The sequence below is a fragment of the Sphingomonas sp. 4RDLI-65 genome (assembly GCF_049472435.1).
Taxonomy (GTDB): domain Bacteria; phylum Pseudomonadota; class Alphaproteobacteria; order Sphingomonadales; family Sphingomonadaceae; genus Sphingomonas.
Window position 1 is genome coordinate 658,627 of sequence record NZ_JBCEBT010000002.1, and the last position, 24,983, is coordinate 683,609.

Annotated in this window: 24 protein-coding genes and 1 tRNA gene; 14 read left to right on the forward strand and 11 right to left on the reverse strand. The window is 67.3% G+C overall.

The window, feature by feature from the left end:
• Window positions 1–14 precede the first annotated feature (14 nt).
• From VH567_RS08140 to VH567_RS08150, 3 genes are all read left to right on the forward strand, one after another.
• Window positions 15–89 (forward strand) — tRNA-Glu (locus tag VH567_RS08140).
• 319 nt (window positions 90–408) lie between these two features.
• Window positions 409–1,659, forward strand: coding sequence for an MFS transporter (locus tag VH567_RS08145; RefSeq protein WP_423324879.1), 1,251 nt, complete (start codon window positions 409–411; stop codon window positions 1,657–1,659).
• Between the two features lie 112 nt (window positions 1,660–1,771).
• Window positions 1,772–3,022: an arsenic transporter gene (locus VH567_RS08150; protein ID WP_423324881.1), complete on the forward strand. Its 1,251-nt coding sequence runs from the start codon at window positions 1,772–1,774 to the stop codon at window positions 3,020–3,022.
• A 76-nt stretch (window positions 3,023–3,098) separates the two neighbouring features.
• Here VH567_RS08150 and VH567_RS08155 read toward each other — a convergent pair whose 3' ends face one another.
• The 4 genes from VH567_RS08155 to VH567_RS08170 are packed head-to-tail and all read right to left on the reverse strand — an operon-like array spanning window position 3,099 to window position 9,088.
• Window positions 3,099–6,284, reverse strand: coding sequence for an efflux RND transporter permease subunit (locus VH567_RS08155; RefSeq protein ID WP_423324883.1), 3,186 nt, complete (start codon window positions 6,282–6,284; stop codon window positions 3,099–3,101).
• 4 nt (window positions 6,285–6,288) lie between these two features.
• Window positions 6,289–7,434 (reverse strand): efflux RND transporter periplasmic adaptor subunit, encoded by a 1,146-nt coding sequence (locus tag VH567_RS08160; protein ID WP_423324885.1) that lies wholly within the window; start codon window positions 7,432–7,434, stop codon window positions 6,289–6,291.
• Window positions 7,431–8,708, reverse strand: coding sequence for a TolC family protein (locus VH567_RS08165; protein WP_423324887.1), 1,278 nt, complete (start codon window positions 8,706–8,708; stop codon window positions 7,431–7,433). The genes VH567_RS08160 and VH567_RS08165 overlap by 4 nt, the downstream gene beginning before the upstream one ends.
• Window positions 8,709–8,767: 59 nt before the next feature.
• Window positions 8,768–9,088 carry a hypothetical protein gene (locus VH567_RS08170; RefSeq protein WP_423324889.1) on the reverse strand — a complete coding sequence of 107 codons (321 nt, stop codon included), beginning with the start codon at window positions 9,086–9,088 and terminating at the stop codon, window positions 8,768–8,770.
• Between the two features lie 811 nt (window positions 9,089–9,899).
• Between VH567_RS08170 and VH567_RS08175 the strand changes: the two genes are divergently transcribed.
• The 7 genes from VH567_RS08175 to VH567_RS08205 all read left to right on the forward strand — a co-directional run bounded on the left by VH567_RS08175 (window position 9,900) and on the right by VH567_RS08205 (window position 15,120).
• Window positions 9,900–10,343, forward strand: a complete 444-nt coding sequence (locus VH567_RS08175) for a hypothetical protein (RefSeq protein ID WP_423324891.1) — start codon at window positions 9,900–9,902, stop codon at window positions 10,341–10,343.
• Between the two features lie 102 nt (window positions 10,344–10,445).
• Window positions 10,446–11,102 (forward strand): PepSY-associated TM helix domain-containing protein, encoded by a 657-nt coding sequence (locus tag VH567_RS08180; protein WP_423324893.1) that lies wholly within the window; start codon window positions 10,446–10,448, stop codon window positions 11,100–11,102.
• A gap of 11 nt (window positions 11,103–11,113) precedes the next feature.
• A complete protein-coding gene (locus tag VH567_RS08185) occupies window positions 11,114–11,596 on the forward strand; it encodes a DUF2271 domain-containing protein (protein WP_423324894.1) in 483 nt (160 codons plus the stop codon).
• Window positions 11,597–11,606: 10 nt separating this feature from the next.
• Window positions 11,607–12,461 (forward strand): DUF4198 domain-containing protein, encoded by an 855-nt coding sequence (locus tag VH567_RS08190; RefSeq protein WP_423324896.1) that lies wholly within the window; start codon window positions 11,607–11,609, stop codon window positions 12,459–12,461.
• Window positions 12,462–12,471: 10 nt separating this feature from the next.
• On the forward strand, window positions 12,472–13,446 hold the full coding sequence (locus VH567_RS08195) for an FAD:protein FMN transferase (protein ID WP_423324898.1): 975 nt from the start codon (window positions 12,472–12,474) through the stop codon (window positions 13,444–13,446).
• Between the two features lie 169 nt (window positions 13,447–13,615).
• Window positions 13,616–14,389, forward strand: a complete 774-nt coding sequence (locus VH567_RS08200) for an NUDIX hydrolase (RefSeq protein WP_423324900.1) — start codon at window positions 13,616–13,618, stop codon at window positions 14,387–14,389.
• Window positions 14,389–15,120, forward strand: a complete 732-nt coding sequence (locus tag VH567_RS08205; protein ID WP_423324902.1) for an extensin family protein — start codon at window positions 14,389–14,391, stop codon at window positions 15,118–15,120. The genes VH567_RS08200 and VH567_RS08205 overlap by 1 nt, the downstream gene beginning before the upstream one ends.
• 178 nt (window positions 15,121–15,298) lie before the next feature.
• Here the strand turns inward: VH567_RS08205 and VH567_RS08210 are convergent, their stop codons facing one another.
• The 4 genes from VH567_RS08210 to VH567_RS08225 all read right to left on the reverse strand — a co-directional run bounded on the left by VH567_RS08210 (window position 15,299) and on the right by VH567_RS08225 (window position 18,088).
• Complete coding sequence (locus VH567_RS08210) at window positions 15,299–15,853, reverse strand: hypothetical protein (protein WP_423324904.1); 555 nt, start codon at window positions 15,851–15,853, stop codon at window positions 15,299–15,301.
• 236 nt (window positions 15,854–16,089) lie between these two features.
• The gene (locus tag VH567_RS08215; RefSeq protein WP_423324906.1) at window positions 16,090–16,389 is read right to left on the reverse strand and encodes a hypothetical protein; all 300 of its coding nucleotides are present in this window, start codon (window positions 16,387–16,389) and stop codon (window positions 16,090–16,092) included.
• A gap of 81 nt (window positions 16,390–16,470) precedes the next feature.
• Window positions 16,471–17,250, reverse strand: coding sequence for a transglutaminase-like domain-containing protein (locus tag VH567_RS08220; RefSeq protein ID WP_192974415.1), 780 nt, complete (start codon window positions 17,248–17,250; stop codon window positions 16,471–16,473).
• Window positions 17,251–17,338: 88 nt separating this feature from the next.
• Window positions 17,339–18,088 (reverse strand): Bax inhibitor-1/YccA family protein, encoded by a 750-nt coding sequence (locus VH567_RS08225; protein WP_423324908.1) that lies wholly within the window; start codon window positions 18,086–18,088, stop codon window positions 17,339–17,341.
• Window positions 18,089–18,210: 122 nt separating this feature from the next.
• Between VH567_RS08225 and thpR the strand changes: the two genes are divergently transcribed.
• Window positions 18,211–18,768, forward strand: coding sequence for an RNA 2',3'-cyclic phosphodiesterase (thpR, locus tag VH567_RS08230; RefSeq protein ID WP_423324910.1), 558 nt, complete (start codon window positions 18,211–18,213; stop codon window positions 18,766–18,768).
• 44 nt (window positions 18,769–18,812) lie between these two features.
• Entirely contained in the window at window positions 18,813–19,349 is a 537-nt protein-coding gene (locus VH567_RS08235) for a superoxide dismutase family protein (protein WP_423324912.1), read from the forward strand.
• Window positions 19,350–19,640: 291 nt separating this feature from the next.
• On the opposite strand, the gene VH567_RS08240 is transcribed toward VH567_RS08235, so the two are convergent.
• From VH567_RS08240 to VH567_RS08250, 3 genes are all read right to left on the reverse strand, one after another.
• The gene (locus VH567_RS08240; protein WP_423324914.1) at window positions 19,641–21,203 is read right to left on the reverse strand and encodes a spinster family MFS transporter; all 1,563 of its coding nucleotides are present in this window, start codon (window positions 21,201–21,203) and stop codon (window positions 19,641–19,643) included.
• Between the two features lie 167 nt (window positions 21,204–21,370).
• Entirely contained in the window at window positions 21,371–22,189 is an 819-nt protein-coding gene (locus VH567_RS08245) for a hypothetical protein (protein ID WP_423324916.1), read from the reverse strand.
• A complete protein-coding gene (locus VH567_RS08250; RefSeq protein ID WP_423324918.1) occupies window positions 22,189–23,397 on the reverse strand; it encodes a TIGR04063 family PEP-CTERM/XrtA system glycosyltransferase in 1,209 nt (402 codons plus the stop codon). The genes VH567_RS08245 and VH567_RS08250 overlap by 1 nt, the downstream gene beginning before the upstream one ends.
• Before the next feature lie 96 nt (window positions 23,398–23,493).
• Here VH567_RS08250 and VH567_RS08255 point away from each other — a divergent pair, with 96 nt between their 5' ends.
• Both VH567_RS08255 and VH567_RS08260 read left to right on the forward strand, forming a co-directional pair.
• Entirely contained in the window at window positions 23,494–23,646 is a 153-nt protein-coding gene (locus VH567_RS08255; RefSeq protein WP_423324920.1) for a hypothetical protein, read from the forward strand.
• Entirely contained in the window at window positions 23,639–24,976 is a 1,338-nt protein-coding gene (locus tag VH567_RS08260; protein ID WP_423324922.1) for a putative O-glycosylation ligase, exosortase A system-associated, read from the forward strand. The genes VH567_RS08255 and VH567_RS08260 overlap by 8 nt, the downstream gene beginning before the upstream one ends.
• The last annotated feature ends 7 nt before the right edge of the window (window positions 24,977–24,983 follow it).

Below are 24,983 nucleotides of genomic sequence, written 5' to 3' on the forward strand. Positions count from 1 at the left end.
CGCATCTGCTAAACGGCCCCTTCGTCTAGCGGTTAGGACGACGCCCTCTCACGGCGTAAGCACGAGTTCGATTCTCGTAGGGGTCACCAGCTTTTCCAGATATTCAGCGAACCTGATCTTGCCCAACTTCGGCAATAGATCGGGATTTGCGTCTCGCGCCGATGCCGGAGCCTTCACCCGAGGCAATCGAGGGCGTGCACGGTTAAGCACGCTCCCTCCCGCGGCGGCAACCGGCAGATTATGATTCGGGCGCTGGATCCCGGTTGACCCGTCGCGCGCTTGGTGTTGTCCTGACGATCGGCCTCAAGCTATTGTAAACCGGGGCTTAACGACTTCGTTCAGGCTGCTGCCGTCGAGGCGCTCTACCGAGTGCTTCCTCTATTATTGTCCGAATCCTGGAGACACCCGATGGCAATCGCAACGGCGAAGTCCGCGACAAGAGGAGCGTCGCGCGACGACACGCCTACCGGCACGCTCGACGCGCTCAACTTCTTCCTGGCCGATGTCCGCGATGGGCTCGGACCCTATCTGGCCATCTACCTGCTGGTCGTGCGCGGCCCCGCGCACGGCTGGAACGAAGCGACGGTCGGGCTGGTGCTTACGATCGCCGGAATCGTCGGCCTGGTGTCGCAGACGCCGGCCGGCGGCCTGATCGATCGCGCGAAGAACAAGCCTCGCATCGTCATCGGTGCAGCGTTGCTGGTGACGCTGAGCAGCCTGTCGTTACCGATCGTCTCGGGCTTCACCATGGTGACGATCACCCAGTCGATCGCGGCCGCGGCCGGCGCGATATTTGCGCCGGCGATCTCGGCAATCACATTGGGGCTGGTCGGGCCGAAGCTGTTTGCCAAGCGCATCGGCCGTAACGAGGCTTTCAACCACGCCGGCAATGCCGTGTCGGCGGCACTCGCCGGCGTACTGGCGTGGTCGTTCGGGCCGGTGGTCGTCTTCTGGCTGATGGCGCTGCTGACCGTCGCCAGCGTCATCGTCGCGGCAAGGCTCAAGAACGACGACATCGACAACGCCGTCGCTCGCGGGCTCGACTGCGAACCCGAAGACGATTGCGAGGAGCCAAGCGGCTGGAAGACGCTGATCGAGAACCGTCCGCTGATGATCTTCGCAGCGGCGGCCTTTACCTTCCACCTGGCCAACGCGGCCATGCTGACCTCGGTCAGTCAGCTGCTCGGTCGTACCGTCGGCACCGACAAGGCGACATCGCTGACGGCGGCGTGCATCGTCGCGGCGCAGCTGGTGATGATACCGGTCGCGGTCGTGGTCGGGCGCAACACCGAACGCTGGGGAACCAAGCCGATCTTTCTGGTCGCGTTCGGCTTCCTGGCCGCACGCGGCGCACTCTACACGATATCCACCGATCCCTGGTGGTTGGTTGGCGTGCAGGCGCTCGACGGGATCGGTGCGGGCATCTTCGGCGCGCTGTTTCCGGTGATCGTTGCCGACCTGACCAAAGGATCGGGACGGTTCAACGTCAGCCAGGGCGTCGTATCGAGCGTGTTCGGATTGGGCGCCGCGCTGTCGGCGACGCTGGCCGGATCGATCATCGTCTGGGCAGGCTACAGCGCCAGTTTCCTGACGCTTGCAGGCATCGCGGCGGCCGGATTCGTGCTGTACCTCACCGCGATGCCAGAGACCCATAAGTGATCATCATGCCCGCCAAAAACCGGATATACATGGGCGATCTGGCCCGTAACGGCTCATGGCCCGAGCACGGCGTCGTCGGGACGCCAGGCCCGAGCCGGAACGGAATGCATCGATGATCCTGGCCACCGGGGCGACCTGGGGAATCTGCGCCGCCTCCACCGCGGCCGTGATCGCGCGCCCGTTTCGCTGGCCCGAGGCGATCTGGGCGGTCGCGGGCGCGGCGGTGCTGCTGCTGTTCGGGCTGATGCCCTTTGCCGCGGCAACCGGCGCGGTGGCCAAGGGACTGGACGTCTATCTGTTCCTGATCGGCATGATGCTGCTCAGCGAGGTGGCACGCGCGGAAGGGCTGTTCGACTGGGTCGCGGCCACCGCGGTGATCCACGCCAAGGGGTCGACCGCGCGGCTGTTCGTGCTCGTCTATGTCACCGGCATCGTCACCACCAGTTTTCTATCGAACGATGCGACGGCCGTGGTGCTGACTCCCGCGGTCTATGCCGCCGCGAAGAAAGCCAGGGCCGACCCGCTGCCCCTGCTGTTTGCCTGCGCGCTGATCGCCAATGCCGCGAGCTTCGTCCTGCCGATCTCCAACCCCGCCAACCTCGTGCTGTACGGTGGCAAGATGCCGCCGCTCGGCCAGTGGTTTGCCTCGTTCGCGCTGCCCTCCCTGGCATCGATCGTCGTCACTTTCCTCGTGCTGCGATGGCTCGAACGAGAGCGGCTGGCGGGCAGCTGCATCAGCGAGGTCGAGCGCACGCCGCTGACTGCGGGCGGCAAGGCCGCCCTGGTCGGGATCGTCGCGACCGCGATCGTGTTGCTGGTCGTTTCCGCGCTCGACATCGAACTCGGCCTGCCGACCGCGATCGCCGGGATCGTCACGACGCTGGCGGTCTGCGCGATCGCCCGATCGTCGCCGGTACCGCTGTTGCGGGGCATTTCGTGGAGCGTGCTGCCCCTGGTGGCCGGACTGTTCGTCCTGGTCGAGGCGCTCGACCTCACCGGGGTGATCGCATGGGTCGCGCAGGCGATCCGCACCGCCTCCGCCGATCCGGCGCAGGCGTCCGCCGCGTCGGGCGCGATCCTGGCATTCGCATCGAACCTGATGAACAACCTGCCCGCCGGGCTGATCGCCAGCACCGCCGTCGCGCAGGCGCAGCCGCCGCAGCTGGTGGTCGACGGCCTGCTGATCGGTGTCGACCTCGGCCCCAACCTGTCGATCACCGGCAGCCTCGCGACGATCCTGTGGCTGCAGGCGATCCGTCGCGAGGGTGAGGATATCGGCTTCTGGCGATTCCTGAAGGTCGGCGCGGTGGCGATGCCGCTTGCGCTGATCGCCGCACTCGGTGCGCGGATCGCGCTCGGATAATGGGATTTGTGCGCCGTTGCCCGCCCTGCTGGTCGTCGGCGGGGCTCACCACGCCTGAGGACAGGCGAGCGGCGATTTACGACCTCGTCTCCGCAGTCGTGCCACCCCACCGCGCATAGAGCGTCGGCAGGACGAACAGCGTCAGCAGCGTGGCGGAGATCAGCCCGCCGATTACGACGGTCGCAAGCGGCTTCTGCACCTCCGCGCCGGCACCATGCCCCAGCGCCATCGGCACGAAACCGAGCGACGCGACCAGCGCGGTCATCATCACCGGCCGCAGCCTGAGTAACGCCCCCTCCCGCGCGGCTTGCGTGCGATCCATGCCCTGTCGCAGCAGATCCTGGATCGAGCTGACCATGACGAGGCCGTTGAGCACCGCGACGCCCGACAGCGCGATGAACCCGACCGCCGCCGAAACCGAGAAGGGCATCCCGCGCGCCACCAGCGCAAGGATTCCGCCGACAAGCGCGAGCGGCACGCCGGTAAAGACGAGCGCGGCATCGCGGACGGAGCCGAGCGCACCGTACAGCAGCAGCATGATGACCGCGAAGCAGACCGGCACGACGATCGCCAGCCGCGCGCGAGCGGCGGCGAGGTTCTCGAACTGGCCGCCCCATTGCAGATAGGTGCCGGGCGACAGCGTGACCTGCGTGTCGATCGCCGCCTGCGCATCGGCGACCACGCCCGCAACGTCGCGCCCGCGGACGTTCGCCTGGACGACGACGCGGCGCTTGCCGTTCTCGCGGCTGATCTGGTTGGGGCCATCGCCGATCGCTATGTCGGCAACGCTGGCGAGCGGCACGAATGCGCCGCTCGGCGTCGGCACCGGCAACTGGCCGAGTGCCTGCAGATCGGCGCGCGAACTGTCCGCCAGCCGGATCACGACCGGAAACCGCCGGTCGCCTTCGAAGATCATGCCGGCCTGTTTCCCGCCGATCGTCGCCGAGACCAGATCCTGGACGTCGCCGGCGGTGACGCCGACCCGTGCCATCGCGTCGCGGTTCGGGCGGATGTCGAGCAACGGCAGGCCTTCGGTCTGTTCTACGCGCACGTCCGCGGCGCCGCGGACCTTCCGCAGGACTTCGGCGATGCGGACGGCGGTGGCGTTCATGCTGGCGAAGTCGTCGCCGAACACCTTCACCGCGATGTCGCCGCGCACCCCCGCGATCAGTTCGTTGAAGCGCATCTGGATCGGCTGGGTGATCTCGTATGCGTTGCCGGGGATCGTCGCGACCCTGCGTTCGATCCGGTCGACCAGGTCGCTCTTTGCGAGGTTGGGGTCGGGCCACTCGGCGCGAGGCTTCAGCATCACGAACGTGTCGGTGGCGTTTGGTGGCATCGGATCGGAGGCGATCTCCGAGGTGCCGGTGCGCGAGAAGGCGTATTTCACCTCGGGTTCGCGCGAGATGGCCTTCTCGACCGCGAACTGCATCTGCTGGCTCTGCATCACCGACGTTCCCGGCGGGCGCGATGCCTGGACGAGGATGTCGCCCTCGTCGAGCTGCGGCAGGAACTCCTGCCCCAGCGTCGTGAACGCCAGCGCGGCAAGCACGACGCCAGCGACCGCACCACCAATGGTGATGCTCGGCCGACGCATCGCGGCATCGAGCCGCGGTTCGTACCGGCGTTTTAGCGCGGCGACGATCTTGCTCTCCTTTTCATCGACCCGACCGCCGAGGAAAGCGGCGATCGCGGCGGGGACGAAGGTGATCGACATGACGAACGCGAACAGCAGCGCGATGATGACGGTGAGTGCCATCGGCTCGAACATCTTGCCCTCGACGCCCGAGAAGGTGAGCAAAGGCGTGTAGACGAGGACGATAATCGCCTGGCCGTAGAGCGATGGGCGGATCATCTCACGCGCGGATGCCGCGACGACGGCCAGACGATCCTCGAGCGGCAACGTCCCGCCCGTTTCGTGTTGCCGCTCGCCGAGGCGTCGCAGCGCGTTCTCGACGATGATGACCGCGCCATCGACGATCAGCCCGAAATCGAGCGCGCCGAGACTCATCAGATTGGCCGACACCCCGACCTTGAGCATGCCGGTCGCGGTCAGCAGCATCGTGACCGGGATCACCAGCGCCGCGATCAATGCCGCACGGAAATTGCCGAGCAGCGCGAACAGCACGACGATCACCAGCACCGCGCCCTCCGCTAGGTTGCGCGCGACGGTCGAGATCGTGGAGTCGACCAGTTTCGTGCGGTCGAGCACGGGCTTGGCGACGACGTCGACCGGCAGCGATCGGCCGATCGTCTGCAACTTCTCGGCCACCGCGGTCGCGACCGTCCGGCTGTTCTCGCGGATCCGCATGACCGCCGTACCGACCACGACTTCGTGGCCGTTTTCCGAAGCCGAACCTGTGCGGATACCTTGCCCGCTCCGAACCTGCGCGACCTGGTTCAACAGCACAGGTACGCCCTCGTGCGAGGTCACGACGGTGCGCGCGAGTTCGTCGGCGGTCCGCACGCGCGCGTCGGAGCGCACGAACAGCCCGGCGCCGTTGAGATCGACCGTGCCCGCGCCGACGCTCGTGTTGCTGCGCTCCAGGGCGGTCGCGAGATCGTTGATGGTCAGGCGCATTGCGGCCAGACGCTGCATATCGGGGATGACGAGATATTCGCGGTCATAGCCGCCGAGCGAGTCGACGCCGGCGACGCCTTCGGTGCCGCGCAGCTGCGGTGCGACGATCCATTCCTGGACGGTGTGGAGATAGGTCGCCTTGTCCGCGGCGCTGACGAGGTGCTCGCCCTCCGGCGTGATGTAGCTGCCGTCGCGTTGCAGGCCGGGCTCGCCATCACGGTGCTTCACCTGGTCGAGCTCGCGATATTCGACCGTCCACATGAAGATGTCGCCGAGTCCGGTGGCGATCGGCCCCATCTCGGGCACGACGCCCTGCGGCAGGCGCGATTCCGCCATCCGCATGCGTTCGGCGACCTGCGCGCGCGCGAAATAGATATCGGTCGAGTCCGAGAACACCGCGGTGATCTGCGCAAAGCCGTTGCGGTTGAGCGATCGCGTGACCTCCAGCCCCGGTATGCCGGCAAGCGACGTCTCGATCGTGAACGACACCTGCCGCTCGATCTGGTCGGGCGACAGCGAGGGCGCAAGCACGTTCACCTGCACCTGGTTGTTGGTGATGTCGGGCACCGCGTCGATCGGCAGGCGCTGCAACGCGAACAGTCCGGTCAAGGCGGCGGCGACGGTGAGCAGCAGGACGAGCCAGCGCCGTTCGACGGAGAAATTCACAAGACGGGCGATCATGCGATCACATCTCCATGTCGCCGCTCTTGCCGAGTTCGGCCTTGAGCGTGAAGGAATTGGTGGTGGCGATCCGCTCGCGACCGGTCAGCCCCGAGGTGACGATCACCCGGTCGCCGTTGCGCCGTCCCGTCGTCACCGGAATGGCGCGGAAACCGGTCGGGGTCCGTGCGAACACGACCGTGCGGTTCTCGACCGACTGGACCGCGGTCGACGGCACCGCGATGCTGCGGTCGCCGCTGGCCGGCAGCTGGAACGCCGCCGTCACCGGCTCGCCGACGCGCCATTGGCCCGCCGCATTGTCCAGCGCGGCGATGACCTGGACGAGCCGCGTGCCGTCGTCGAGCATGGGCGACACGAAGGTGACACGGCCCTGCTGGCGACGGCCCGCTGCAGTGACCTCAACCGCGATGCCGGGCCGGACGCGACTGGCGTCGGCGGGAGACACCGACGCCGCGATCGCGACCCGCGACAGGTTGGCGACGCGGTAGAGTTCGGCGTTCGCATCGACGGTCTGGCCGAGCACCGCGGGGCGGGCGACGACCTGCCCCGCAATCGGCGAGCGCATCGCGATCCGGTTGAGCGCACCGCCTCCACCCCCCGTCGCACCAAGCTGCTGCTGCGCGAGACGAAGCGCGATCCCCGCCTCGATCGCCGCGGTGCGCGCCGCGATCAGATCCTGCTCGGGCGAGACGCGTTCGGCGAACAGCCGCTGCTCGCGACGCAGACTGGACTGTGCCAACGACAGGCGCGCGCGCGCCGCCTCGACCTCGGCGTTGAGCGAGGCGGCCTCGCGGCTTTCGATCACTGCCAGCGTATCGCCGCGACGAACCGCCTGCCCGAGATTGCGCGTCAGGCTCACCAGGCGCCCGCCGATGGTGGCGGATACCACCTGCAGGCCCTGCGGATCTGCCTGGATCAGCGCCGGCACTTCGAGCGCGCCGACGACCCCGCCGACATCGGGGATCGCAACCTCGATTCCCGCGTCGGCGATCTGCCGGGCGGACAGCGTGACGGCGTCCTTGTCCACCTTCGCAACGCTGCCCATCGCCATACTATCCCGCTGGGGCTTCTCTTCCGGTCCGCTGCCGCAACCGCCGAGCATCAGTGGGATCAGCACCGATCCGAGCATGGCCGTGATCGTCCTGGTCATCGTGCATCCTTCGTGACTTGGGGTGCGGGCGCGACGAGGCGATCAAGCCGCGCCTCCGCATCGTGATAGCTGGCGAGCGCATCGATCGCGGTCGTGCGGGTTTCGGCAAGCGCGCGTTCGGCCTCGAGCAGGTCGAGTTGCCCGAACTTGCCCTCGCGGTAGCCGATCCGCGCGATCCGGGTGGCCTCCTGCGCGGCGGCGAGCATCGGCCCGGTCGCGGTGCGCGCGGTCGTCGCAGCGTTGGCGGCATCAACCCGTGCCGATGCGATCGCCTGGTCCGCCTCCAGCAACGCGACACGCCGATTGGCGTCGGCCTGGTCGCGCTGGGCGGTCGCCATATCGACCGCGGCGCGCCCGCCGTTGAAGAACGGCAACGGCACCGACAGGCTGAACACGCCCGCCACGTCGTTGCTCACGGACAGCCGCCGTGCCGCTGCACCTAGCGTCAGGTCGGGAATCCGCTGGCTGCGCGCGAGTTGCACCTGCGCGGTCGCTATCGATACGTCCGTGCGCGCGGCCATGGTCGCCAGTGTGGAACCGGTTTCGACCGGGCGCTCTGGTCCGATCCTCGCGACGCGGTCGAACCAGCCGACGTCCAGGCTGGCAGCGGGTCGGCCCGTCAGCCTGGCGAGGGTATCGACCGCGACCTGTGCAGAGCGCTCCGCACGTTCGACCGCGCCCTCCGCCGCCAGGCGTGCGACGTCGGCGCGCTGTTCCTCGAGCGGCGAGGCACGCCCCGCGCGGACCCGAACGCGTGCGCCCAGCAACACCTCCGCCGCGATGCCACGCTGGTCGCGGGCGGTCGCGGCGCGGCGCTGGTTCGCGACCGCGTCGATATAGGCCTGCGTGACACGAAGCCGGAGGTCGGCCTGCGCGATCGCCGTTTGCAGGTCGGCACGGCCTGACATCGCATCGGCCACCGCAACACGCGCACCACGTTTGCCGCCAAGCTCGATCGGCAGCGACACGCCGACCGTCGTCTCGGCCGCGCGCAGGCCGCGATATGCCCCCGACCCTGCGACATTCTCGCTCATTGCGTCGAACGATGGATTGGGTCGCAACCCTGCGATGGCACGTTGCGCGGCGGCGGCTCGCAAACCCGATTGCGACGCCTCGATCGCGGGCGACGTCGCCCCCGCCGCGATCAGCGCGTCGGCGAGCGTCAACACCGGCGCGGCTACGGACGAACCGGGGTCCGACGGCAGATCACCTTGCGCCTGCAGCGACGATGCGCAGGCGCCTGCGACCAGAACGGTCGCGACAATATGATACATGGAATGCTCCTGACACAGTCATGTCGGGGCACATGCGTGCGCCCCTCCCGCGTGACGCGTCAGGCTTTGGGTGGGCGTAGCGCCTGTTCGAGATCGCGGCCTGCAAGCACCACGCGGCGCGCGGCTCCGAAGACATCGCCCGTGACGATCGCGACGCGGGGCGTGTCAGCGGCGACCGGCGTCGCGACGTGATGCGCGTGGCAACTAAGATGACGCGGGCAGTCCTTGTCATCCGCAGCCGACTGATCGCCGTCGCAATAGACCGGCGCATGCGCGGCCTGCGACAATTCCGGGCATGGTCCGAACTCGACGGCCTGCGCCATGCCGGTCCAAGCGGTCACCAGCATGATGCAGGACAGGAACAGGATCAGCGCGCGCATGCGGCGCAGATAGCATCATATCCGCGTCGTGTAATCCTCGGGATAGGGATGGCCCCGCGCGACGTGCACCACTCGACCCGTCAATGCGCCGATTGCCACATTCAGGCGTGGGTGGTCCAGTGCCATCCACAGCAAATCGCAGGATATAATCCTCTTCCTGGCAAATATTTGTCCAGTTTATCGCTCATGGTTAACGTCATATTTCCTTGATAAACCACGACTATATTTTGTAACATTTGGTCACAAACTCTTACAGTTGAGCACCACTAGCCAGCAAAGTCAGAATAGCATTCGTAAAACGACGATTTTCTTTTCGGATCGATGCATCCTTATTAGATGATCGACGTTTACCTGGCACGACCAACATAGGTTAGGCCGGTTGAGCGATCAGATCGCAACCACCCCGCCCCAATGGATGCGCGCAAGTCGCACCAGACCGAAGAGTTCGGGAACATCCCACACCCCGCTGCCGGCGGGGGTGATGGATGCTGCGATTTCACGAACATCGGCGGAGTTACACCATGCAACCTAGACCGTTCGCGGGCGCGGGATCGCGATCCCTTGCGCACGCCCGGCAGATAGTCACCGATGCCCGACGGGTACCGCACGCTGCTCCAGCCCAAATCGTCGATATCTTTGCGATCCAGACCAAGCGCCGCCGCCTGGTGGCGAGCGTCACGCAGCAGCCTGCCGGACACCTAAGCTAGTCAGGCTCGCCCAGCGATAGACGCGGTCGATCACCCGACCGCCGTTCGAAAACTTCCCTCTTCTGCTCTGTCACGTCCTCGCGCTTCGCGGGGCCAGGATCCCCATGTTCAAATCGTTTTTCGCAGGCGCTGCGGCGTCTCTGCTGGCGCTCGTGCCACAGCCTGCCCCGGCCCAGCGGCTGATCCTGCCAGGTGCGCTGCTGCTGGCCGGCTACCGCGCCACCTGTGGGCCGGTCGATACGATGATCCAGCCGATCGACGATATCGCCGCCGCCTATAAGGGCCGGATCATCCTTCATCCCCGCGTGCTCAACCTGCCCCGTGCGCAGCAACTCTTCTGGTATACGCATGAATGCGCGCACCAGATCTTCGGCCCGGGCGAGGCTGCGGCGGATTGCTGGGCGGTGCAGCAGGGACGGATCCAGGGTTGGCTGTCCCGCGAGGAACTCGTCGGGCTGAAACACTCGATGCGCCAGTTTCCGGGCGACGCCTCGCATGCCAGCGGTCCGGCGCGCGGCATCTATATCGACAAATGCTACGCGAGCTGAATGTGCCGGGCGAGGCGCTCCGCAACTCGTGAATAATCCCATCGTTGCGAATTAGTCGCATTAGCCTTGATCTGCGTTTCGTCTGCCGGTAGGCGATGATCCGTGACGACCCAGATCTCTCCGACACCGCGGGTTGCGCCCCCGCCCCGCAAGCGCAACTGGCGCAGCTGGTGGCTCAAGCAATTGCACAGCTGGCACTGGATCAGCGCCGCGATATCGCTGACCGCGATGCTGCTGTTCGCGATCACCGGCATCACGCTGAACCACGCCGCCACGATCGGCGCGACCCCGGTGGTCGTCGAGAAATCCGGCAATCTGGCCAAGCCGTTGCTGCCCCAGCTTGCCGGACCGCGAACCCCGGACACCCCGCTGCCCACAGCCGTCGCCGCGAACGTCGCCGCGATCGTCGGGCTCGATCCCGCCGGCCGCTCGGTCGAATGGTCCGACACCGACGCCTATGTCGCAATGCCGCGGCCCGGCGGCGACGCCTGGGTCAGCATCGAGCGCGCGACCGGCAAAATCACCGCGGAAACCACCGATCGCGGCTGGATCTCGTATCTCAACGACCTGCACAAGGGTCGGAATTCGGGCGCGGCGTGGTTCTGGTTCATCGACGTCTTCGCAGGCGCGTGCATCCTGTTCACCCTGACCGGCCTGCTGTTGCTCCAGTTCCATGCGCGACGCCGCCCGTCGACCTGGCCGATCGTCGCCGCCGGGCTCGCGCTGCCCGTCATGCTCGCCATCCTGTTCGTTCACTGAGGGGCCTCATCATGCACAAGACCACGCTGTTACTGCTAGGCGGTGCGATCGCCGCGCCTGCAATCGCCGCCCCTCCGGCGGGCACGGTCAGCATCACCCTTCCCCGGCTGAACGTCGCCGAATATCACAAGCCTTATGTCGCGGTCTGGCTGGAGCCGGTCGGCGGTGGCGCGCCGCGCACGCTGGCGGTCTGGTATGATCTCAAGAAGCGCGGCAACGATCCCGGCACGAAGTGGCTCGCCGACCTGCGCGCGTGGTGGCGCAAGGGCGGTCGCAGCTTGGCGATGCCCGCGGACGGCGTCAGCGGCGCGACCCGGGCGCCCGGCCAATACACCATCCCCCTCCCCGCCGACGTCAAGCCCGGCCAGTATGTCCTGAACGTCGAGGCTGCGCGGGAAACCGGTGGTCGCGAGCTCGTCTCCGTACCGCTTACCGCCGGAGCCCGCACCACGGGCAAGACCGAGCTCGGCGCCGTCGCCATCTCCGCCCGCTAAGGATCACATCATGAAGCCTTTCGCCATGAAGCCTTTTACGGCGCGCCTGATGGCCGCCGCTGCGCTGCTCTCGATCCCTGCCGCGCTGTCCGCGCACCGGATGTGGATGCTGCCGTCCGCCACCGTGTTCTCCGGGACCGATGGCTGGGTGACGGTCGACGCCGCGGTCTCGAACGACCTGTTCTTCTTCGATCACCAGCCGCTCCGCCTCGACGGCATGAAGGTCTGGCAGCCCGACGGCAGCGCGGGCATGCTCGAGAACGGCGCGACCGGGCGCTATCGCTCGGTGTTCGACGTGCATCTCGACAAGCCCGGCACGTGGAAGATCGGCACGGAGATGTCCGCGGTGATGGGCAGCTTCAAGGTCGACGGCGTCGAGAAGCGCATCGGCGGCCGCCGCGGACCACCGCGCGCCGACGCGCCCGCCCCGCTGACCGTCGCCGACATCCCCGCCAACGCGACCGACGTGAAGGTCACCGAGGTTTCGGGCCGCAACGAGATCTTCGTGACCGCGGGCGCGCCGACCACGACCGTCCTCAAGCCGACCGGCAAGGGCCTCGAATTCGCACCGATCACGCACCCCGACGAACTGGTCGCGGGCGAGACCGCGAAGTTCCGCTTCCTGGTCGACGGCAAGCCCGCGCCCGGCCTGAAGGTCACGGTGATCCCCGGCGGCAAGCGCTATCGCAACGACGAGGGCGCGCGCGAACTGACGACCGGCGCGGACGGCGTGCTGAGCGTCGATTGGCCGACCGCCGGCATGTATTGGCTCAATGCGACGCTGACCGATGCGAAGGCGACTTCCCCACGCGCGACCGAGCGGCGGATGAGCTACGTCACGACGCTCGAAGTGCTGACGCCGTGAGACCCGCGCCTTGCGGATAGCACTGCCCCCGACGATCGACGCCGCGGCGTTCGCGGCGCGCGATCCGGCAGCGGTGATGTTGGACCTCGGCGGCGAGACGATGGGGACGCGTTGGAGCGTGCGTCTTGCCGCGCCCGCCGGCACCGATCTATCGTCGCTCCGCCAGGCGATCGTCGCGCGACTGGCGGGGCTGGTCGCGGAGATGAGCCACTGGGCGCCGGATTCGCTGCTGTCGCGCTTCAACCGCTCGGCGCCAGGCACGTGGACGACCCTTCCGCCCGATTTCGCGCACGTGATCGCGCGCGGGCTGACGATCGCCGAGACGACCCGCGGCGCATTCGATCCGGCGATCGGCCGGCTGGTCGACATCTGGGGGTTCGGCCCGATTGCGGTCGCCGCGCCTCCCAGCGCACCCGAAATCGAAATCGCACGCGCGGCGTCCGGTTGGTCCCGGCTGTCGTTCTCCCCTGCCGGCGCGCATCTCCGCCAACCTGGCGGCGTCGCGCTCGACCTGTCGGGCATCGCCAAGGGTCACGCCGTCGACGCCATCGCCGACCTCGCGCGCGATGCGGGTATCGGCAACGCGCTGGTCGAGATCGGTGGCGAACTCGTCGGTCGCGGGATCAAGCCGGACGGCGACCCCTGGTGGGTCGACTTGGAAAGCCCGCCGGGACTGACGTTCCCCTCTCTGCGAATCGCGCTGCACGGGATGGCGGTGGCGACCTCGGGCGACTATCGGCGCGGCGCACACACGCTCGACCCACGCACGGGCCGACCGATCGACACCGGCGTCGTATCAGCCAGCGTGATCGACCAAACCGCGCTGGAGGCGGACGCCTGGGCGACCGCGCTGACGGTGCTGGGGCCAGTCGAAGGCATCGACCTCGCGCGCGTCCACGGCATCGCCGCACGCCTGGTCACGATGATCGACGGCACCGCCCGCGAATACCTGACTCCCGCACTCGCCGCGATGCTCGCGGGCTGACGGCTTACAACCGAGCGTCTCCCTGTTTCCCCGCGAAGGCGGGGACCCAGACTGGACTCCCGCCTTCGCGGGAGAACAAGCTTAACTGCGCCGGATTGCACCTCCCCACCTCTGAGTAACGCCACCTCACGACGCTACCCGATCCCGCCCTCGCGCGTTACCAAAGCCAATGACCGACGTGCTCCCCCCCGCCATCCCCGCAGCGACGCTCGTCATCTTCCGCGACACGCCAGCCGGCCCCCCGGAACTGCTGATGGTCGAGCGTGCCAAGGCGATGGCGTTCGCCGGCGGGGCGCTGGTGTTTCCGGGCGGACGAGTCGACCCAGGCGATCATGCGCTCGCCGCACTTCTCGGCAGCCCCGACCACGAGACCGCGGCGCGCATCGCCGCGATCCGCGAGACGATCGAGGAGGCGGGCCTGCCGGTCGGGTTGTCGCCCATACCGTCCCCCGACGCGTTCGAGCGATTGCGCGCGGCCCTTCACACTGGCGCCGCGTTCGGCGAAGCGCTGGCCGAAGCAGGCACGTCGCTTGCGCTCGATGCGCTGGAATATTTCGCACGCTGGCGGCCGGCGCACGCGCATGCCCGGATCTTCGACACGCGTTTCTATCTCGCGCGCCTGCCCGCCGACATGCCTGCCGATGTGCCGGAGGCGCGGGTCGATGCGACCGAGAACGTCCGCCTGCTCTGGGCGACCGCGGCGGATGTGCTGGCGGAGGCCGATGCCGGGCGGGCGACGATCATCTTCCCGACGCGCCGCAATCTCGAACGGCTCGCGCAGTTCGCCGATCATGCGTCGGCGGTCGCACATGCGCGGGCGTTTCCGATCCGCACCGTGACCCCGTGGAGCGAACGCCGCGACGGCGTCGAGTATCTCTGCATCCCCGACGACCTCGGCTATCCCGTCACCGCCGAACCGATGAGCGATGCGGTGCGCGGCTGATGCGCGCGGTACGGCGGACGATCGGGTGGATCGTCGGAATCGCGATCGTCGGCGTGCTCGGCATGATGCTGTGGGCATCGCTGCGCGGACGGCCACAGGATCTGCCTTGGGCGCCGCTCGATCTCGGCCAGCCGATCGGCATGTTCACGGGGCGCAAACTCACCGCGCTGACCGAGGATTTTCCGCAATGCCGCGCGCTGCTCGATCGTGCCGGCGTGCGCTACACCGTCCTGCCGCCACGCAAGGGCGAGGGGCAATGCGGCTATGCGGATGGCGTCCGGCTTGCCGATACCGGCGCGCGCCGGATCGCGTTCACGCCCTCGGGCCTAGGCGTCGCCTGCCCGGTCGCCGCAGCACTGTCGATGTGGGAATGGGACGTCGTCCAGCCCGCCGCTCAACGTCATTTCGGCGCGCGCGTTGCCAGTGTCGATCATTTCGGCAGCTATAGTTGCCGCCGGATCTACGGTCGCGATGCCGGCAACTGGAGCGAGCATTCGACGGCCGACGCGATCGATATCGCCGGCTTTCGCCTCACCGACGGCACCCGAATCACGGTTGCCCGCGACTGGAAAGGCGACGGTGCCAAGGCCGCGTTCCTGCGCGAGGTCCGCGACGGTGCCTGCACGCTGTTCGCGACGACGCTATCGCCGGACTACAACGCCGCGCACGCCGATCACCTGCATCTCGACCAGGCCAACCGCGGCGCGACGGGCTGGCGCGCATGCCGGTGATACCCCCCTCGCTACCACCCCGGCGAAGGCCGGGGTCCAATTAGGAGACCTGACCAAACGAAGGGCTGCCCATCGTTACTTCAATCTCACCAATTGGGCCCCGGCCTTCGCCGGGGTGGTTTGTGAGACTCGGTCGCAACATCGTGGAAGGGCTCAGCACACGACCAGAGGATAAACCTCAGTTCGCCAGCGTCGTCCCCGAATCGACCTTCTCAACCCAATAGGGGAAGAACGCCGGCTGACGGTTCGACCAGCCCGATGCGGTGGCCGCGGCTTCGCTGATCGACTGGAGCAGCTTCCGGCGCAGTTCCGGATGGAGATGCGGCAGCGCGGCGGCGGCGCAGAAGGCGGACGGCAGCCACGGCCGAACCTCCGCACCGATCAGCCGCTCGTACAGGAAGCGCAGCGCCGAGAAACTGGTCAGCCGCCCCTGCCCCAGATCGAACGCGACGAGCGTCATCAGCGGCGCGAGGAAAGGCTCGATCGCGTCGAGGCCGCTGTCGTCGGGCACCATCGCGCGCAGATCGGGAAGGTTGTTGTACAGCCGCGACTGCGCCCGGATGCTCGCGGCCTCGACCACGTCGCGCGACCAGCGCTGCATCGCATCCTCGCGGTCCAGGCCGACGTCGAGCGAGCGCCGGATATAGCGCTGCGTCGAACTCGGAAAGCCCGCAAACTCCTTCATCTCGGCCAGCGTCATCGAGCCCTGTGCCGGTTTCATTCTGGAAGCCATGTCGTCACCCCGCTCTCGTCAAGGAACCGGCAGACTATGCGCCCGGATGGTTAACAACGACCCTATCGCGCGTCATCTTTCCGTAACGCCAAGCGACCATGAAAGCTGTTGCACCGCAACAACGCTGCGACGAACCGAACGAAATCAAGCGATTCAATCGTCTTGCGAGGATTCCGGGCAACAAAAAAGCGCCGGTCGCTGCCGACCGGCGCCCATTCGTTGAGCAGATGCGAGGGTTACGCCTGCTTTTCGCGCAACGCCCGCTCGGCAGCCTCGTCATAGCCCGACGACGCCGCCGGCCCGCTGCCGGAGCCCGGCTGCGTTGCCGAAATCGGGTCGCTCCCGTCCATCGACTCGTCGAGCCCGTTGTCGAGGCGTGCGTCGGCGCTGTCGGGGTTCTTCTGGAGGCGCTTGGCGATCGACTTGTCCTGACCCGCTTCCTGGCGCGGATCGCGGCCCGAGCTCTTGCCCTCGGCGTCCTTGTCGTCGGGCGCCACCGAAAGGCTGTCCAGCGCGCTCTTGTCTATGTCGGTCATTGCGACGTCCCTTTTTAATCTTGGCGATGACCAACGGTCCAAGCGCGCTTTGTTTCCCCGCGACGAGCTTTGCAGAAGCCCTCAATCCAGCGGTGTGACCTTCACCGTCTGCTCCCAGAGATACGCCTGGCCGAACACCGTCATGAACGCGATATCCGTCGCATCGCGGCCGACACAGACCCGCGCGATATCGCTGCAGGTCGCCATCTTGGTCGCATCGATCAGCCGCCAGTCCCCCGCCAACCACAGCTCCGCGACCGCATGGAAATCGGGCGGATCCACGCCGGGCGCGTAGGCCGACACACACCGCGCCGGGATGCCTCCTGCGCGCGCGAGCGACACCAGCAGATGCGAATAATCGCGACACACCCCCGAACGGGATGCAAACGTATCGAGCGCAGTCGTCTCGCCACTGCTCGATCCGCAGCGATAGTCGAGCGACTGGTACACCCACTCGGTCAGCGCCGCCGCGAGCGGACCACCTTCCAGCCCCCCGAACTCGCGCGCGACGAACCCCTCGAAGCGGTCGGATGGGCAATAGCGGCTCGGCATCAGGTACGGCGTCAGTTCGCCATCGAGCATCCGCGGCGGTGTCGCCGGATACAGCTCGAGCTGGACCCGCTCGCGCTTGACCGCGACGATCGCCTTATACTCGGCGGTAAAGCGGCCATGCCCGCGCGACCAGCAACGCTGGCCGATCCCGTCCTCGCCGCGCACCGCCCTGATCGGACTGTCGGACCACAGGGTGAGGGACTCGGACTCGATCGTCTGGTCGGCCATCGCCGCCGCTTCGATCTGGAGGAGCACGTCGGCATCCCCCGTGATCCCGTAATCCAGACGCACGTCGATCGAGAGCCGCATTGCGCGTCCCATTCCTGTCCCAAGGCCAATTAAAAAGGGCCCGGCGGTGTCCCGCCGAGCCCTGCGTTCGTCACACCCTTAGCGGGAGTTAGTTACGGCTGCTACCAAACAGACGCAGCACGAACATGAACATGTTGATAAAGTCGAGGTACAGGCTCAGCGCCGCCATGATCACGACCTTGCCGATCATGTCGGTGCCCGCGACCTGCGCATACAGTGCCTTGGTACGCTGCGTGTCGTAGGCGGTGAGGCCTGCGAACAGCAGCACGCCAACGCCGCTGATGACCAGCTGCATCACGCCCGACTGCAGGAACACGTTGATCAGGCTCGCGACCAGCAGGCCGACGACGCCGATGATCAGGAACGTCCCGAACGCCGACAGGTCGCGCTTCGTGGTGTAGCCGTACAGGCTGAGACCAGCGAAACCGGCTGCGGTGGCGAAGAACGCGCCGGCGATCGACGTACCGCTATAGACCAGGAAGATGGTCGACATCGACAGGCCCATCAGGACGGCGAAGCCCCAGAAGAGCAGCTGCATCGTGCCGGTCGACATCTTGTTTTGGCCGTAGCTCATGCCGAACACGATCGCGAGCGGCGAGAACATGATGACGTATTTCAGCGGGCCGCCGTTCATGAACACCTGCGCGGCGGGCGATTCTGCGCCACCCATCGCGAACAGCATCGCGACGATGCCGGTGAGCAGGACTGCCGAGCCCATATAATTGTAGACGGACAGCATGTACGAGCGGAGGCCAGCGTCATAGGCCTCGGTACGCTGGCCCGTGGCCGTCGTTCCGAACGGCGCGGCGCGGGGCCGGGGGTCAGACCAATTAGCCATGGTGAAATCAGCTCCTTTGTCCGGCATGGTGCCGATTACGGTGAATATCGTCTTTTACAGGACGCTTTTCAAGCAGAGTGGTTGCATCTGCGCCGTGGTTCGCGGCTAACATCGGTCAATATATGATCCGCCTGTTCGTCGCCCTCCGCCCCCCGCCCGCTATCCGTCGGAGCTTGCTCGACATAATGGAGGGCGTGCCGTCGGCGCGCTGGCAGGACGACGAACAGCTGCACGTGACGCTGCGCTTCATCGGCGAGTTCGAGCGGCCGGTCGCCGAGGATGTCGCGGTCGCGCTGGGCCAGATGGTCGCACCAGTGCCGAGCGTCTCGCTTGCCGGGGTCGGGCGGTTCGAGACGCGCGGACGGACCGATACTTTGTGGGCCGGGGTGTCACCGCATGCCGCGCTTACGGCGCTCCATCGGAAAGTCGACCAGGCATGCATCCGGGCTGGGCTCGAGCCAGAACGCCGCGCGTATCTGCCGCATATCACCGTGGCGCGACTGGCTCGGTCGGCCGGCGTCGGATTTGCCGTCGACGGCTGGCTGGCGGATCATGCCGCGCTGTCGAGCGCGCCCTTCCCGCTGCCCCATCTCGTGCTGTACCAGAGCCGTCTCGGCCGCGACGGCGCGACCTATGAACCGGTCGCACGCTGGGCGCTCGACACCGGGGGCGGAACCTGAGCGACGGCGAAGGGTTCGCCAAGATATCAACAGGGAGAGACGACATGCGGATTGCGACACTGGCACTGCTCGGCGCGGCGACGATGGGCCTGAGCGCCTGCGAAAAGGGCGGCATGGACACCGGCACGCCGGTTGCGGGGGGCCAGCGCGCCACCGCGATGCTCCAGACCGCGACCGGCACCGATGTCGGCCGCGCCACCGCCACCGAAGTCGCGGGCGGTATCCGCTTCACGCTCGACGCGAAGGCGATGCCCGCCGGCACGCACGGCGCACACATCCACATGGTCGGCCGCTGCGACGCACCCGACTTCACCACCGCGGGCGGTCACTGGAACCCGACCGGCATGAAGCACGGCAGCATGAACCCGCAGGGCCCGCATGAGGGCGACCTGCCCAACCTGATCATCGGCACCGATGGTCGCGGCACGATCGGCATCACGATCCCCGGCGCGACGATGGCGGGCCTGATGGATGCGGACGGCTCGGCCTTCGTGGTGCATGCGGGTCCGGACGACATGATGACCGATCCGGCCGGCAACAGCGGCGGCCGCATCGCCTGCGGCGTGTTCCAGGCGGGGTGATACCAGCCTTGATCGGAGTGATCCCCAGCTTCGGTTGGGGTGATCGCAACCTCCGTCGGCATAACCCCACCTGCCGTTCGTGCTGAGTAGAGACCGAGTAGCCTCGAAGAAGCGTATCGAGGGCGCGCATCGAAGCACAGGTCCCGCGCGCCGACCTGTCCTTCGATACGCCATCTCGATACGCTGCCGACGCAGCTGCTCGACGGCTACTCAGGACGAACGGAAGTGGGTTCGTGTCACGAGGAACCACAAACCGCGCGATCCTCCCCCGCCAAGGGAGGATCGCAAAGGTCACACCGTCTCCCCCGCAGCCCGCGCCCGAGCCTCTCGCGTCGCCTCAGCCCTAGGCGCCAGCCGATACGCCGCAATCGCACACGCCATCGTGATCGGCGTCACCACCAGCAACGACAGCATGCCCGTCGACAGGCTCCCTGTCAGCGTCGACACCCGCCCCGCCATATACGGCCCGAGCGCCAGCCCGATCAGCGTCGTCCCGATGAAGAACGTCGCCGTCGCGGTCCCGCGCATCCGCGGCAACACCATGTCCTGCGTGGTCGCTGCCGCCGCGCCGAGCGCACACGATGCGGTCAACTGCGCCAGGAATATCCCCGTATAGAACACCGTCGGCGACGACGCGGTGAAGGCGAGGATCAGGAACGGCACCGGCACCACCGCGCCGAAGATCACCACCCACAACCGGCCCGCCGGATTGCCCTGCCGCAGCCGATCCGACACCACGCCGCCGATCGTCAGCCCCAGGAACCCGGCCGTCGCGCCAAGGCTGCCGATCATGAACCCCGCCGATGCCGGCGTCGCGCCCAATTCGCGCAGAGCATAGGGCGCCGCCCAGAAGCTCGCGGCATAGCTCAGGAACGCGTTCAGCCCGTACGCCACCACCGTGCACAGGAACGCCGGCGTGCCGACGATCAGCGCGAAGGTCGGCGGATCGCGACGTTTCAGCGCCGATGCCCACGAGAACACCGCATAGACGCCGATTCCGATCGCCACCCATTGCGGCCACGGCTCGCCGATCGCGATCAGCCCCGACACCGCCGCAACCACGACTGCGAGCGCGAGCAGATTATATGCCAGCGCCTTCGCACCGCCCATCGCTGCGCCGATCAGCGTCAGCGGCGGCACGATCGTCACCAGCTCTGCGCCAAACGCGCGGAACGGCGCCGGATGCTTCTCCGGTTCGGGCAAGCCTTCCACCAGCCCGCGGATCGGCTCCTTCAGCGTCGCGATCCACACCGCGAGCAGCAAGCCCGGCACGCCGACCGCCATGAACGCCGCCTGCCACCCGACCAGCCCGAGCGGCCCGCCCCCCGGATAGGCCTTGTTCCAGCCCTGCACGATCAACCCGCCGATGAACAACGAACAGCCGCCGCCGACGTACAGGCCCGCGGAGTAGATCGAGAGAGCGGTCGCGCGCAGCCGCTTCGGAAAATAATCCGAGATGATCGAGTACGCCGAAGGGCTCGCAGTCGCCTCGCCGATCCCGACGCCGATCCGCGCCGCCGCGAGATGCCCGCCGGTCTTCGAAAATCCCGACAGCGCGGTCATCACCGACCACAGCGACAACCCGATCGTCATCAGCCGCACCCGGTGCCAATTGTCCGCGAGGCGCCCGAGCGGGATGCCGAACAGCGAGTAGAACACGCCGAACGCGGTGCCGTACAGAAAGCCGAGATCCTGGTCCTTCAGCCCCAGGTCGCGCTTGATGTCCTCGGCCAGGATCGAGATGATCTGGCGGTCGACGAAGTTCAGCACGTAGACGAGGAACAGGACCGAAAGAACGTACCAGGCGTAGCGTGACGCGCCTCGTTCAGGCTCGTCCGCGATGGTTTCGGCCATGATCCCTCCTCGATGTTTTCGAGTTATGGGTATCAGAGCAGGCAAGCGAGAAAAAGCGCTTTCGATCAGGTCGGGTATGGCAGCGCCAAGCGGCCGGGTCGAAAAGTGCCTTCGCGGCTTGAGGTTTGACCGAGGCTTGCTCGCTCATGCGAGCGCGACGCTACGCCTCAATGCGTACCGATACGCCCGCGGCGCAACGCACCCTGTTCGAGCCGCCGCAGCAGCGCCTCGATCGTCGGCGGCGTGGTCGGCTCGCTCGCCATGGGCGCAGGCCGGGCAATCGGGGTCGGCGCATTGATCTCCGGAATCTCCGAGATTTCAGGCGCGTCGTCGGGCGCCGCCTCGACCGGACGCTCCACCCGCTCCACCAAGGGGGCGGTCACGAACGTATCGGGCTCCGCCGTCGCCGCCGCCTCGATCACCGGCGCCACCATCGTCACCTGAGCCAGCGGCGAAACCGGCGCCAACGGCGAAACCGGGCGCACCGGCTCCATCGGCACCGGCAGGATCGCCTTGGGATCGAACGCGGCGAGCGGTAGATCGAGATCGACCGGGATCGTCCGCTCGTCGCGCGCGCCACTGGAGCCGACGCCGACCTCCATCATCGGCGTGCCGAGATCGGCCGCGGACATGGGTTTGCGGGGCGGCGCATCGGGATGTGCGTCGGCGCGGCGGATGACCGGCACGCCATCCTCACGCGGCACCCGCTTGGCCAGCAGCCCGCCGGGTCCGAACAGCAGGAACAGCGACGACCACAGCACCGCCGCGACCAGCGCCCCGCTGCCAAGCGCGAGCAGCAGCCGCGCGGTCGTCCCGAGCGGCGGTGCGGCGGCCGGTACCAGCGCCGCGACGCCGGTGGTCCACACCAGCGTCTCCAGCGTCGCGGTCGGCAGCAGCAGGAACGCGATCGCCGCGATCACGCCGCCAGCCACCGCCCCATAAAGCGGCAGCGATCGGATCAAAGTCTGGCGGACATGCGCGACCATCAGTTTTCCTGTGCAGCGGCTGCAATCAGCCGTCTATAAATAGGATCATAGCGCCGAATGTTTGACGACCAGTTACGCTCTGCCTGCACGAAGGCGCGGCCGCGCGCCCGGCGCTCGTCCCAGCCCGAGCGATCCGCGAACATGCCCGCCAGCGCAGCCGCGATCGCCGCGGGATCGTCGGGCGGAAACAGCGTGCCGGTATCGCCGCCGCGGATCAGTTCGCGGTGCCCGCCGACGTCCGACGCCGCCACCAATCGGCCCTGCGCCATCGCCTCGAGCGGCTTGAGCGGTGTGACGAGATCGGTCAACCGCATGCGCTTGCGCGGATAGGCGAGGATATCGACCAGCCCATAATAGCGCTCGACCTCCTGATGCGGCACGCGCCCGACGAAGCGGATCGCGTCGGCCACCGGCGATGCCTCCGCCTGCGCGCGCAATGCCGCCTCCATCGGCCCGCCGCCAACCATCAACAACCGCGCCCTGGGACGCGCTGCGACCAGCGCCGGCATCGCCGCGATGAGATCGTCGAGCCCTTCGTAATCGTAAAAGCTGCCGATGAACCCGACGACGTCCGCGCCATCGAGACCCAGTTCCGCGCCGAGCGCATCGTCGCGCGGCGGCGCGGTGCCGAACAGGTCGAGATCGACGCCGTTGGGCGACACCATGATCTTGTCCGCAGCGATGCCCCGCGCGATCAGGTCGCCGCGCAGGCCTTCGCAGATAACCGCCACTGCGTCCGCACGTCGCACCGCCCAAGTCTCCAGCGCCCGCGTCGCCCGGTAGCGTAGCGACGTGGCGGTCCCCGTCCCGTTGCCGACCGCCGCATCCTCCCAGAACGCGCGGATCTCGTACACCAGCGGCAACTTCCGCCTGCGCGCGACGATCAGCGCGGCGAGCGCGTCGATCACCGGCGAATGCGCGTGGAGGATATCGGGCTTGAAGGCATCCACCGCCGCCTCGATCCGCCTGGCAAACGCCGCGATTCCCCCGACCTCGCCGACCGGGCCCGGCCTTACCCCTGCCGCCGTACGGTGGAAGGTCAGGCCATCAACCGACTCCACGGAGGCCGGTGCGCTGCCGTGCCGCGGTCCGGTAACCGCCGCGACGGTCCAGCCCAGCCCCTCCTGCGCCTTGAGGATCGCCCGCGTGCGAAACGTGTAGCCGCTCTGCAGCGGCAGGCCGTGATCGAGAATATGGAGAATACGCATCGTCGACGGCATCTGCCACAGATCGCTTAACGGCGCGTCAACCGACTATGGCTACGCACGAAACTCGCAAGCCCTCACAGGAAGGAGGCCGTCCCCATGATCGACAATCTCGCGCTCGGCCTCAGCCACGGGCTGATGATGCTCGCCGCGTTCCTGCTGCTCAAGCGCCCCGACTTGGACCGCGAACCGAGCCCGCACGACAAGGCCGACACGACGCGCCCGCCCGGGAAGCCCCGCCCCGGTGCGTGATCTCGCCTTCATCGCCTTCCTGGGCGCGTTCTTCGCGATGGGGTTCAAGCGGCCGTTCCTGCTCGTGCTCGTCTATGTCTATATCGACATCGTCTCGCCGCAGCGCCTCACCTATCTGTTGCTCAACACCGTCCCGATCTCGCTGATCGCGGTCGCGCTGGCGGTCGGTGGCTGGGTGCTGGCCGACGACAAGCGCGATACGCGGGTCGGCGGGCGGCAGGTGCTGATCGTCCTGCTGATGCTGTATTGCGGGATCACGATGCTCGCCGCCGACTTCCCCGCCGAGGCCAAGGAGAAGTGGGACTGGGTGTGGAAGGCGCTGATCTTCGCCGCCTTCCTGCCGCTGACGCTGCGCACCCGGCTGCGGATCGAGGCGTTGCTGCTGTTCATGATCCTGTCGGCATCGTCGATCGTCATCGTCGGCGGGATCAAGACGATCGCCAGCGGCGGTGGCGGCTATGGCCAGCTGAACCTGATGGTCGACAATAATTCGGGGCTCTACGAGGGCAGCACGATCAGCGCGGTCGCGGTCGCGATCATCCCGATCATCATCTGGTTCATGAGTCACGGGACGATCTTCAAGCCCGACTGGCGTGTGAAGACCTATTGCGTCGCTTTGGTGTTCGCCTGCCTGCTGATCCCGGTCGGCACCTCGACGCGCACCGGCCTGCTCTGCGTCGGGCTGCTCGCGGTCCTGTCGATCCGGACGGTCAAGCGTAAGACGCTGTACCTGCTGATGCTGGCCGTGCTCGGGCTGGCCGCGGTGCCGTTTCTGCCGTCGACCTTCACCGACCGGATGAACACCATCAAGTCCTACCAGGCCGACGAATCCGCCTCGACCCGGCTGGCGGTGTGGCAGTGGACGATCGAATACGCCAAAACGCATCCGTTCGGCGGCGGCTTCGAGGCGTATCGCGGCAACCGCATCCGCTATGACCTGAAAACGGCCGACGGCAGCCCCCTGCCCGCCGGCCAGAAGGTCGAGGCGGACAAGGCTCGCGCCTATCACAGCGCCTATTTCGAGATGCTCGGCGAACAGGGCTATTTTGGGCTCGCGCTGTGGCTGTCGATCAATCTCATCGGTATTTTCCGCATGGAGGTGATCCGCCGCCGCTATCGCGATCCGGAGGGCGAGTTCGGCTGGGCGGGGCCGCTCGCGACCGCGTTGCAGAGCGGTCACCTGGTCTACCTGCTCGGCGCGGCGTTCATCGCGATCGCGTTCCAGCCGTTCATCTACATGCTGATCGGCGCGCAGATCGGCCTCGACACCTACCTCACTCGCAAGCGCGGCGAGCAGAGCTTCCGATCGATGCGTCGCGGTGCTGCGTGACCGGCCC

Coding starts and splice junctions, on each gene's coding strand:
- VH567_RS08240 (WP_423324914.1), bottom strand. CDS start 21,203: ATGGCCGAAACCATCGCGGACGAGCCTGAACGAGGCGCGTCACGCTAC.
- VH567_RS08200 (WP_423324900.1), top strand. CDS start 13,616: ATGACCGACGTGCTCCCCCCCGCCATCCCCGCAGCGACGCTCGTCATC.
- VH567_RS08205 (WP_423324902.1), top strand. CDS start 14,389: ATGCGCGCGGTACGGCGGACGATCGGGTGGATCGTCGGAATCGCGATC.
- VH567_RS08165 (WP_423324887.1), bottom strand. CDS start 8,708: ATGTATCATATTGTCGCGACCGTTCTGGTCGCAGGCGCCTGCGCATCG.
- thpR (WP_423324910.1), top strand. CDS start 18,211: ATGATCCGCCTGTTCGTCGCCCTCCGCCCCCCGCCCGCTATCCGTCGG.
- VH567_RS08220 (WP_192974415.1), bottom strand. CDS start 17,250: ATGCGGCTCTCGATCGACGTGCGTCTGGATTACGGGATCACGGGGGAT.
- VH567_RS08145 (WP_423324879.1), top strand. CDS start 409: ATGGCAATCGCAACGGCGAAGTCCGCGACAAGAGGAGCGTCGCGCGAC.
- VH567_RS08255 (WP_423324920.1), top strand. CDS start 23,494: ATGATCGACAATCTCGCGCTCGGCCTCAGCCACGGGCTGATGATGCTC.
- VH567_RS08215 (WP_423324906.1), bottom strand. CDS start 16,389: ATGACCGACATAGACAAGAGCGCGCTGGACAGCCTTTCGGTGGCGCCC.
- VH567_RS08190 (WP_423324896.1), top strand. CDS start 11,607: ATGAAGCCTTTCGCCATGAAGCCTTTTACGGCGCGCCTGATGGCCGCC.
- VH567_RS08155 (WP_423324883.1), bottom strand. CDS start 6,284: ATGATCGCCCGTCTTGTGAATTTCTCCGTCGAACGGCGCTGGCTCGTC.
- VH567_RS08175 (WP_423324891.1), top strand. CDS start 9,900: ATGTTCAAATCGTTTTTCGCAGGCGCTGCGGCGTCTCTGCTGGCGCTC.
- VH567_RS08210 (WP_423324904.1), bottom strand. CDS start 15,853: ATGGCTTCCAGAATGAAACCGGCACAGGGCTCGATGACGCTGGCCGAG.
- VH567_RS08235 (WP_423324912.1), top strand. CDS start 18,813: ATGCGGATTGCGACACTGGCACTGCTCGGCGCGGCGACGATGGGCCTG.
- VH567_RS08245 (WP_423324916.1), bottom strand. CDS start 22,189: ATGGTCGCGCATGTCCGCCAGACTTTGATCCGATCGCTGCCGCTTTAT.
- VH567_RS08250 (WP_423324918.1), bottom strand. CDS start 23,397: ATGCGTATTCTCCATATTCTCGATCACGGCCTGCCGCTGCAGAGCGGC.
- VH567_RS08160 (WP_423324885.1), bottom strand. CDS start 7,434: ATGACCAGGACGATCACGGCCATGCTCGGATCGGTGCTGATCCCACTG.
- VH567_RS08150 (WP_423324881.1), top strand. CDS start 1,772: ATGATCCTGGCCACCGGGGCGACCTGGGGAATCTGCGCCGCCTCCACC.
- VH567_RS08225 (WP_423324908.1), bottom strand. CDS start 18,088: ATGGCTAATTGGTCTGACCCCCGGCCCCGCGCCGCGCCGTTCGGAACG.
- VH567_RS08185 (WP_423324894.1), top strand. CDS start 11,114: ATGCACAAGACCACGCTGTTACTGCTAGGCGGTGCGATCGCCGCGCCT.
- VH567_RS08170 (WP_423324889.1), bottom strand. CDS start 9,088: ATGCGCGCGCTGATCCTGTTCCTGTCCTGCATCATGCTGGTGACCGCT.